Source organism: Sporomusa rhizae, from assembly GCF_041428845.1.
GTDB lineage: Bacteria > Bacillota > Negativicutes > Sporomusales > Sporomusaceae > Sporomusa > Sporomusa rhizae.
This window is the reverse complement of record NZ_CP156925.1, coordinates 3,129,686-3,137,500: the sequence shown is the minus strand read 5'-3', so window position 1 is coordinate 3,137,500 and position 7,815 is coordinate 3,129,686. Positions and strand designations below refer to the sequence as shown.

Here is a 7,815-nt window from a genome sequence, read left to right as displayed (position 1 = left end):
TCAGGAAGGAAAAATGTCGTATTAGGTAGAAAATTTACATAATTGAAATAGCAATCGGTGAGGTGGTAATGAATGCCTAAACACGATTCAAATAAAAACGTTATTAGCCAATTAGCTTCAGCGCAAGAATTTTTTCAGGAATTAAGGGCAATTATACAATTTTCCTATGACGGAATTTTCGTTACCGATGGTGAGGGTACTGTCTTGCATGTAAATGAAGCTTATGAACGTATCACTGGTCTCACGATCCATGATATAGTAGGTAAGAATATGAAAAATTTAGTTGAAGAAGGGTACTATGACGAGTCCGTCACTTTGCTCGTAATGGAGAAGCGTGAACGGATTACTATAAATCAGACAGTGAAGGGTAATTGCAAGATATTAGTTACTGGCAGCCCTATATTCGATCAACAAGGTAATTTATTCAGAGTAGTGACAAATGTTCGGGACATTACTGAGTTGACCAATTTACAAAATCAATTATTGAAGACCCAAGAGAAGACATTAAAATATAAAACCGAGTTGTCACATTTACGCGCACTGCAGATTCATAACGATAATGAGATGATTTTTCGGAGCTCAGAGATGATCCAGATAATAGAACTTGCAATGAAAGTTGCGGATGTAGATTCTACGGTTTTAATCAATGGTGAATCTGGCACAGGTAAAGAACTAATTGCCAAACTAATACATAAACACGGGAAAAGTGCCTCAAAACCATTTATTAAAATCAATTGTGCTGCCATTCCCGAGCAATTGTTGGAATCCGAATTATTTGGCTATGAGGGAGGAGCATTTACTGGTGCTAGAAAGGAAGGGAAACCAGGGCTTTTTGAGTTATCGAATAATGGAACACTGTTTTTAGATGAAGTGGGCGATCTGCCACTTCTACTGCAAGTCAAGTTACTGAGAGCTATACAAGAAAAAGAGATTATGAGAGTCGGTGGTACTAAGCCGATCTCAATTAATACCAGAATCATCGCGGCTACTCACCGAGACATTGCCAAGATGGTGGAGGAAGGAGAGTTTCGTGAGGATTTATATTACCGCCTTATGGTAGTACCAATTGAGTTGCCGCCCCTACGGCAGCGTAAAGAAGATATTCCATTGTTAACTATGCATTTCATTGAAAAGTTTAACAATCACTTTGGATATAACAAACGGATTTTGCCTCAGGTGATAGACAAGTTAGTGGAATATTCTTGGCCGGGTAATGTTCGTGAATTAGAGAATGTCATAGAACGTATGATGGTAACTGCATCAGGCGAAGAACTTACCACGAATATTATACCGGAAAAAATCTGGAGTAAAACATTTCTACCTAAACGCGGTACAAAGTTAAAAGAAGCAGTAGAACAGACGGAAGCGTATTTACTTACTGAAAGTTACAAGGAATACGGATCATGGCCAAAAGTTGCGGAAGTGTTAGGGGTAGATAGAACAACGGTTTTTCGCAAGGTTGTAAAATATAATCTGGAGAATAAGTAATGTTGCAAAAATGCAAACGTTGCATTTTTGCACAATGCTAAGTAAATCTAAGTAAAGAATAAGTTTTCCATTTAGGCGTTGCATCTTTGCAACGCCTAAATAATTATCAAAACTGTTATAACAGTAGAAAAAGTGTGAAAAAACAGTGATTTCTAACTTTGGCACGCTTCTTGCAATATTAGATGATGTAAGCAAAAAAATGAAAGGGGGCCGAAATTTACAACTGAAGAAAAGAGTATAATAGGTGGTTAATCTATGGCGCTTACATGTTAATACAAAAATAGGAGGGTATTTATTTATGAGTTGGTTAGGTCCTACTTGCAAACGTAACTTTGGCGAAGCTCAGCCTCATATTCCGTTAGGTCCGTTTCAATTAAGGTTCCCGTTCATTCATTACCGTTTTGAGATACCTGATTTCATTCAGGGCTTGCTGATGAGTGCTGTTTGCCTTGGTATTATTCCGATATTACAGGAATATCTAGGTATGCCATTTGAAGTTGCGATTACGGTAGTTATCTTGAATGGTTTTTTCTATTTATGGCATGCCCACTTGGGCGATCCGGTTATTCCAGGTTGGATAACGCCGGCGATACCATTGCTGCTTCTATGGTTGAATACCTTCCCAGAAGGTGTTGTCAGGATGCATGCATTAATTGCTTTTGAAATGGAACTTGGTCTATTTGCGCTTTTGTTAGGGTCAACCGGTTTGGCGAAAAGATTCGTTGATATTGTGCCTGACGCGCTCAAGTCCGGTATTTTAATTGGTGCTGGTGTAGCTGCTGTAAAATTGGTATTTGAAAAAGGCGGCCGCTTTGATTCTTACCCTTGGACAATCACTATTGCGATTGGTTTTGCTTTCTATATTTTGTTTTCAAACCATTTTAAGACTCTTAGGAATAAGCATGTAGTTTTTAAATATCTTTCTGATTTAGGCCTAATGCCTGCACTTGTTTTGGCAATTATTATTGCACCTTTACTTGGTGAGTTACCTTGGCCGTCAATAACTTGGGGCATCACAATTCCTCAGTTTTACACCTTGTTTACTGAATGGACTCCGTTTTCCGCAAGAATAGGCTGGCCTCCGCTTAGTCTATTTGCAGACGCATTCCCGCTTGTTGCCGCTACTTACGTAGTTTTGTTTGGTGAATTGATTCAGGCAGAAGCTCTTATTGACGAAGCTCGGGAGTTTCGTCATGGTGATGAAAATGTGCATTATGATGCTAACCGTAACAACATTATCTGCGGTATTCGTAACATCAGCATGTCTATGTTAGGACCGGATTTGTCCATGTGCGGTCCGCTATGGGCAGCAATGCAAGTTGTAACCTGTGAACGTTATAAACATGGCCGTGAAGCAATGGACAGCTTATTTGGCGGTGTGGCTTCATTCCGTTGGGGCACATTTACCAGTTACTTCCTCATGCCGATTGTTACCTTGGTAAAACCCATTTTGCCTGTTTCCTTATCGCTAACTATGTTGGTGCAAGGTTATGTAGCGATTCGGGTAGGTGTACTGAAGGCACGTACATTTAACGATTTAGGTGTTGCAGGTATCGTAGGTTCGGTACTTATATCCCGTGGTGCAGGCTATGCGTTTGGTGTAGGTGTTGTTCTTTGCTTATTAATCTATGGTAAAGACTTTATCCGCGATTGGTCTAAATACGATACTTCAAAAGATCCAGTGTTTAACAGCAAGATAGGTGCAGAATAATTCGTTTGCTGCCACTTTGGCAGTAGACTTATTAAAAAATTAAGATAACTTTAAGGAGGTTATTACTATGGCTTTAAAAACAGGTCAGCAATACGAAGAGAGCTTGCGCAAACTCAATTTAAAGGTGTATCTGCAAGGTGAATTAGTAAAAAATCCCGTGGATCATCCAATTATTAGACCATCCATGAATTCAGTAAAAATGACTTATGAATTGGCACAAGATCCTCAATATGCAGAACTTATGACCGCTACTTCTCATCTTACTGGTAAAAAGGTTAACCGTTTCTGCCATTTACATCAAAGTGCAGATGATCTTGTTAAAAAAGTAAAAATGCAGCGTTTATTAGGTCAAAAGACAGCTGCCTGCTTCCAACGCTGTGTAGGTATGGATGCTATCAATGCGGTAGACAGTACTACCTTTGAAATGGATCAAAAGTTAGGTACTAAGTATCATGAGCGTTTTAACAAGTTTTTATTGAAAATGCAAGAAGAAGACTGGACCGTAGACGGGGCTATGACTGACCCTAAAGGTGACCGCAGCTTGTCTCCTAGCAAACAAGTTGATCCGGATTTGTTTGTACATGTTGTGGAGAAGAGAGAAGACGGTATCGTTGTTAGTGGTGCTAAAGCCCACCAAACCGGTGCTATCAATTCTCACTGGATATTGGTCATGCCGACTATCTCTATGACTAAAGACGATGCAGACTATGCTGTTTCCTTCTGTGCTCCGGCTGATGCTGAAGGCGTCTTCTATATCTACGGACGTCAGTCTTGTGACACCCGTAAGCTGGAAGGAGGCAGCATTGACGTAGGAAATAAACAATTTGGCGGCCATGAAGCACTCATGGTATTTGATAACGTGTTTATTCCTTGGGAAAATGTATTCATGTGTGGCGAGTACGAGTTCAGCGGTATGTTAGTAGAGCGGTTTGCCGGTTACCATCGTCAAAGCTACGGTGGCTGTAAAGTTGGTGTAGGCGACGTACTGATCGGTGCTGCTGCAGTAGCTGCCGAGTTCAACGGAGCAGCGAAAGCATCTCATGTTAAAGACAAATTAATTGAAATGATGCATCTTAACGAAACCTTATATGCTTGCGGTATTGCTTGCTCGGCAGAAGGTCACAAAACTGCTTCAGGCAACTATATCATCGACCTGTTACTGGCCAATGTCTGCAAACAAAACGTAACCCGCTTCCCTTATGAAATTGCCCGTTTGGCCGAAGATATTGCTGGTGGTCTGATGGTAACTATGCCTTCCGAAAAAGATCTGCGCCATCCTGAAATTGGCAAAGTAGTAGAAAAGTATTTCCGCGGCGTTGCTTCGGTATCAACTGAAAACCGTATGCGTATTCTGCGTCTTATTGAAAACATTACATTAGGTACTGCTGCCGTGGGTTACCGGACAGAGTCTATGCACGGCGCCGGTTCACCACAGGCACAACGTATTATGATTTCCCGTCAAGGCAACTTAGACCAAAAGAAAGAGTTGGCGAAAGCGATAGCTGGTGTTAAGTAATAGCTTATTATTAATTTACGAGGATGTTATAAGATGGAACAAATGCAACAAGTAATTGCGCAGAAAGTCCGGCCAGCGCTCAATGCTCACGACGGAGATATTGAGTTGGTTGAAGTAACATCCGACGGGTTTGTAAAAGTTAGGTTTACCGGGGCATGTGCAGCATGTCCCGGTGCCCAACAAACCTTGTCGGAATTAGTGGAAACGGCAATAAAAGAAGTATGTCCTGAAGTTAAGGGTGTCGTGTTAATGCAACAGGTAAGTGAGAGTTTGATTAATGAAGCCTTGAAGATATTGCGTAAGGATAGAACTTAACTATGAATAATCGGCGAATCAGCATTGTCTTTTGCGGGGGGTGTAACCCACGGATCAACCGGGGCCAAATAGCCGCTCAAGTGCGGACTATGTTGATAGAAAGCGGCTATCAAGTCTGGTATAACTCGTTAGATGTTGATTTTGTTATATATATAAGTGGCTGTACTGCTTGCTGTGCGTTAAAGTACAATCACAGTAATCTGCCTTCCGTTGTAGTTGCGGCAGCGACGGTTGATACAGTTAATGGAGAAGAGCAAGAAATTGCTGCTAAAATTGTGATGAGGGTGAGGGGTTATTTTGAATAATTGGAGAGAAATTTATAAGGGAAAAATTGTTTCGGTAAAACAGGCATTAGGGCATATAAAATCAGGCGATAGAGTAGTTATCGGACATGCCTGCGGCGAGCCGACAGCACTGGTCGAAGCTTTAGTCGATAGAGCACCAGATTTGAGCAATGTGGAAATTGTCCATATGGTTGCTATGGGAGCGGCTAAGTATGCGCAACCAGGAATGGAAAAAAGTTTTCGCCATAACGCATTATTTGTAGGCGGCTCGACAAGAAAGGCGGTAGAAGAAAAGCGGGCTGACTTTACTCCATGCTTTTTTTCTGAGATTCCCAGGTTATTTAAAAATAATATAATGCCTGTTGACGTTACATTGCTTCAGATTACCCCACCTGATGGGCAGGGATTTTGCAGTTATGGCGTTTCTGCAGACTACACACAACCTGCTGCCGAATGTGCCAAAGTTGTAATCGCCCAGATTAACAACAACGTTCCACGCACCGGTGGCGCAAAAATTCATTTGGATGCTATTCATTTTATTGTCGAACATGACGAACCGCTTATTGAGCTTACTCCTCCCAAAATCGGCGAGGTCGAGAAGGCCATTGGTGAAAACGTAGCCGGACTTATCCAGGATGGAGCTACTTTACAGCTTGGTATCGGTGCCATTCCTGACGCAGTGTTATTGTTCTTGAAAGATAAAAAAGATTTAGGAATACACTCCGAGATGTTTTCTGACGGTGTAGTGGTTTTAGCCGAAGCTGGAGTTATAACCAACCGTAAAAAAACAGTTAATCCAGGAAAATTTATGGCTACTTTTCTAATGGGTACAAAAAAACTGTACGACTTTGCCAATAACAACCCTGATGTTGAATTGCAGTCAGTAGACTATATTAATGACCCTTACGTTGTTGGGCAGCATGAAAACATGATTTCTATTAACTCTGCCCTGCAGGTGGATTTAATGGGACAAGTTAATGCCGAAATGATTGGTTCAAGACAATTTAGTGGTGTTGGTGGCCAGGTGGATTTCATTCGCGGTGCTAGCAGGTCTCTGAATGGCAAGTCAATCATTGCATTGCCATCGACTGCTTCTGGCGGCAAGATATCACGCATTACCTGTGAATTAGATAGAGGAGCAGCGGTAACTACTTCCCGGAATGATATACATTATGTAGTAACTGAATATGGAGTAGCAGATTTACGGGGGAAAAGCCTGCGCGAACGGGCAAAAGCGTTAATTGCCATCAGCCATCCTGATTTCCGCAATAAACTTACGGCTGAGGCCAAAGAAAAAGGTCTTATGTAGATGTAAAAGGAGGTGATGATGTGCCTATTATTACCTTTTTTCAAGACATTTTTGCAGCGACAAAAGGACGCTATTACCGTACAGTTGGTCGGCATACACAGAAATATTGCAGCAAGGCTGTTAAAATGTCTAGAAATGAAACACAAAAAAGAATATTCTTTATCGCGGCCATTTGTGCGGATGAGTTAATAGCCGCATTAATAAAGGTAGACCAAAAGAGACAGGTACAACCCTTTACTGGCCGGACTATAAAGCGAAAATTGCCCAAGCAGCAGATTTCTGCTGCTTTACGGGTTTATGCGTCTGGCATACTTACATTGACGAGTCATCATAAAGACGTACTTTTGGCAGGAGCAGGTTTAGAGGAACAAGAGTTATTAGGTATATGGTGCCGGGTTTTTGACTATTCATCGTCAGATATGGATTTTTTTGACACAGTCCTGTTGCCTGCGTACCAACAAGGCGGTATAGATGTTTTAAGCCAGTTAATTGGGAAGACAATATTGGATCACTTGTTTGAAACAAACGACGCCATGAGTCCGGCAGAAGCAGAAATTTTGCAAGATATAATGCTTGAGGATGCTGCCGCTGTGGTACAAAGTGCAGAGTTCCGCTGCAAGGAGGCGTAAAATAAGCCGTGTTTTCTATTGATAGAGATGCAGTAGGGTATATAAAAAAACGATCTTCCGTCGTAGTTATTGAAATGAAACTTGAACCGGCAATTGGCGGCTGAGCTTGTTCAGGTAAAAACGTAACAGGTAGTTACGTACCAACGGTATCTATTACTACACCAGCGGCAAATCAATTAGAACAATATTGCATTACCGAGATAGATTCAATTAAAGTGTATTATCCACGTGGACTTAAAGTAAAAGAAGGCTTTTCTAAAATCAGAATTAAGTTAAAAAAAATTCTACTTTTGAAATGGTTGGAATTAGAAGGTGCTAAAGCCATTGCCAACTATGATTAGGAAAAAGAGACCAAAGGTCTCTTTTTCCCCTAGAAAGCCATAGATTTAACACTTGGCAGTTTTTTTAGAATATAAAGCTAATTACCTCAAGCGTTGTTTAAGTTGAGGTCTCATATCAATAGAATTTGCTTCTTCCTCTTATATCGTCGCAATGCCCAAGTGAAACTTAAGTTAGAGGAAGGACTAACTACTAACTTATTAGCTAGCAAGATGAATTTATTG

7 protein-coding genes are annotated in these 7,815 nt (G+C 41.0%); all 7 read left to right on the top strand.

Features of this window, described 5'->3' with window-relative positions; all coding sequences use genetic code 11:
- Positions 1-72: 72 nt before the first annotated feature.
- Positions 73-1,488, top strand: coding sequence for a sigma-54 interaction domain-containing protein (locus SRRS_RS14885; RefSeq protein ID WP_371361612.1), 1,416 nt, complete (start codon positions 73-75; stop codon positions 1,486-1,488).
- Between the two features lie 298 nt (positions 1,489-1,786).
- Positions 1,787-3,199 (top strand): hypothetical protein, encoded by a 1,413-nt coding sequence (locus SRRS_RS14880; RefSeq protein ID WP_371361611.1) that lies wholly within the window; start codon positions 1,787-1,789, stop codon positions 3,197-3,199.
- Positions 3,200-3,266: 67 nt separating this feature from the next.
- Positions 3,267-4,715 carry a 4-hydroxyphenylacetate 3-hydroxylase family protein gene (locus SRRS_RS14875; protein ID WP_371361609.1) on the top strand — a complete coding sequence of 483 codons (1,449 nt, stop codon included), beginning with the start codon at positions 3,267-3,269 and terminating at the stop codon, positions 4,713-4,715.
- Between the two features lie 33 nt (positions 4,716-4,748).
- On the top strand, positions 4,749-5,030 hold the full coding sequence (locus SRRS_RS14870; protein ID WP_371361608.1) for a NifU family protein: 282 nt from the start codon (positions 4,749-4,751) through the stop codon (positions 5,028-5,030).
- 2 nt (positions 5,031-5,032) lie between these two features.
- A complete protein-coding gene (locus SRRS_RS14865) occupies positions 5,033-5,335 on the top strand; it encodes a hypothetical protein (protein WP_371361606.1) in 303 nt (100 codons plus the stop codon).
- The gene (locus SRRS_RS14860; RefSeq protein ID WP_371361604.1) at positions 5,328-6,623 is read left to right on the top strand and encodes an acetyl-CoA hydrolase/transferase family protein; all 1,296 of its coding nucleotides are present in this window, start codon (positions 5,328-5,330) and stop codon (positions 6,621-6,623) included. The genes SRRS_RS14865 and SRRS_RS14860 overlap by 8 nt, the downstream gene beginning before the upstream one ends.
- Positions 6,624-6,643: 20 nt before the next feature.
- The gene (locus tag SRRS_RS14855) at positions 6,644-7,252 is read left to right on the top strand and encodes a hypothetical protein (protein ID WP_371361603.1); all 609 of its coding nucleotides are present in this window, start codon (positions 6,644-6,646) and stop codon (positions 7,250-7,252) included.
- Positions 7,253-7,815: the final 563 nt, after the last annotated feature.